Annotated in this window: 2 protein-coding genes; both read right to left on the bottom strand. The window is 26.9% G+C overall.

Features of this window, described 5'->3' with window-relative positions; all coding sequences use genetic code 11:
• Nucleotides 1-122: 122 nt before the first annotated feature.
• Entirely contained in the window at nt 123-515 is a 393-nt protein-coding gene (locus tag CHU92_RS00095; protein WP_094411391.1) for a hypothetical protein, read from the bottom strand.
• Between the two features lie 4 nt (nt 516-519).
• Nucleotides 520-1120, bottom strand: a 601-nt coding sequence (locus CHU92_RS15645; protein WP_165764537.1) for a hypothetical protein, incomplete at its 5' end; no start/stop codon positions are given.

Raw genomic sequence — 1120 nt, 5'->3', positions numbered from 1 at the left:
TCGCCTAAATCGGCACCTAAGCTGCAAAGTTCTAAAATTAAATTCTGTGAGTTCTTTTGCCCAGGCTGGCCTGTTGTGTTGGTGAGGTTATAAATAAACCACCCGGGGGTGGTTTAATTTCGTTATAAAATAAAAAATACCCTATTGCTTGTAAAATCATTATTGTTTAACTCAACAAAATATTTCTCACCTTTTTTTAAAAGGTATTCAACCGACGCTAATTTCAATCGGATAAATTTTTCTTCATTAATAAATACTCCTTTAATATTATATATAAATGGATTTTTTTTTGAAATTGTAGTTTTTACTCTATCAAGTTTTTTTGGTCGAATTGAAATTATAGCATCTGGATGTAAAATATTTTCTTTAGCATCCATAATTTTTAATAAATTTTTTTCTAATAAAAACATAGAGTTTGAAAATTCAAATGTCTCATTTTCTTTTTTTATTGGTGTAACTTTCATTTCAATATTGAAATTCTCACCTTGTGATAAATTTTTAATTGTACGAATCATATTTCTAATATTTTTTATTTAACACATCATATAATTGTTTCTCAACAAAAATATATTCTTCATATGAGATTCCATTTTTTTTAGCTTCTTCTAAAATTCTTTTCTTTGCCAAAAATTCCCAGTAATCTATATTTTTATAATGAATACCTTTATAAATAACATCTTTATACTTTTCTACTCCTTCTATACTTTGAAGGGCATGATAACTTTCTTCTAAAAAAGCTGATGTGCTAGGATTACTTTTTAAATATATTATTTGTTCTTTAAATTGATTAGTAACAGGATCATATCCTTTTCTTACAAATAACCCATCGGCAAAATTTACATTTAATATTCTGTTTGCTTCTTCAGTACCAATTTCAATTTTAACTCCTTTTTTTGTTAAAAATTTAGTCCAATAATCTTTTATTTTTTTATTTATTACTGAGAAATTTGGATTATCTCCACCATCTGCTATTTTTTTTATGTCATCAATCAACCCATCTACATCTTCAATACCTTCTTTTTTAGCAGCTTTTCTTATCTCAGCTTCATATTCTAAAGCGTTTTTTGCACTAGTTCTGGCTCTTTTGAGTAAAAACTCGCCTAAATCGGCACCTAAGCTG

The organism is Flavobacterium cyanobacteriorum, assembly GCF_002251835.1.
Classification (GTDB): domain Bacteria; phylum Bacteroidota; class Bacteroidia; order Flavobacteriales; family Flavobacteriaceae; genus Flavobacterium; species Flavobacterium cyanobacteriorum.
The sequence above is the reverse complement of the archived record's forward strand: the minus strand, read 5'-3'. Positions and strand labels throughout refer to the sequence as shown.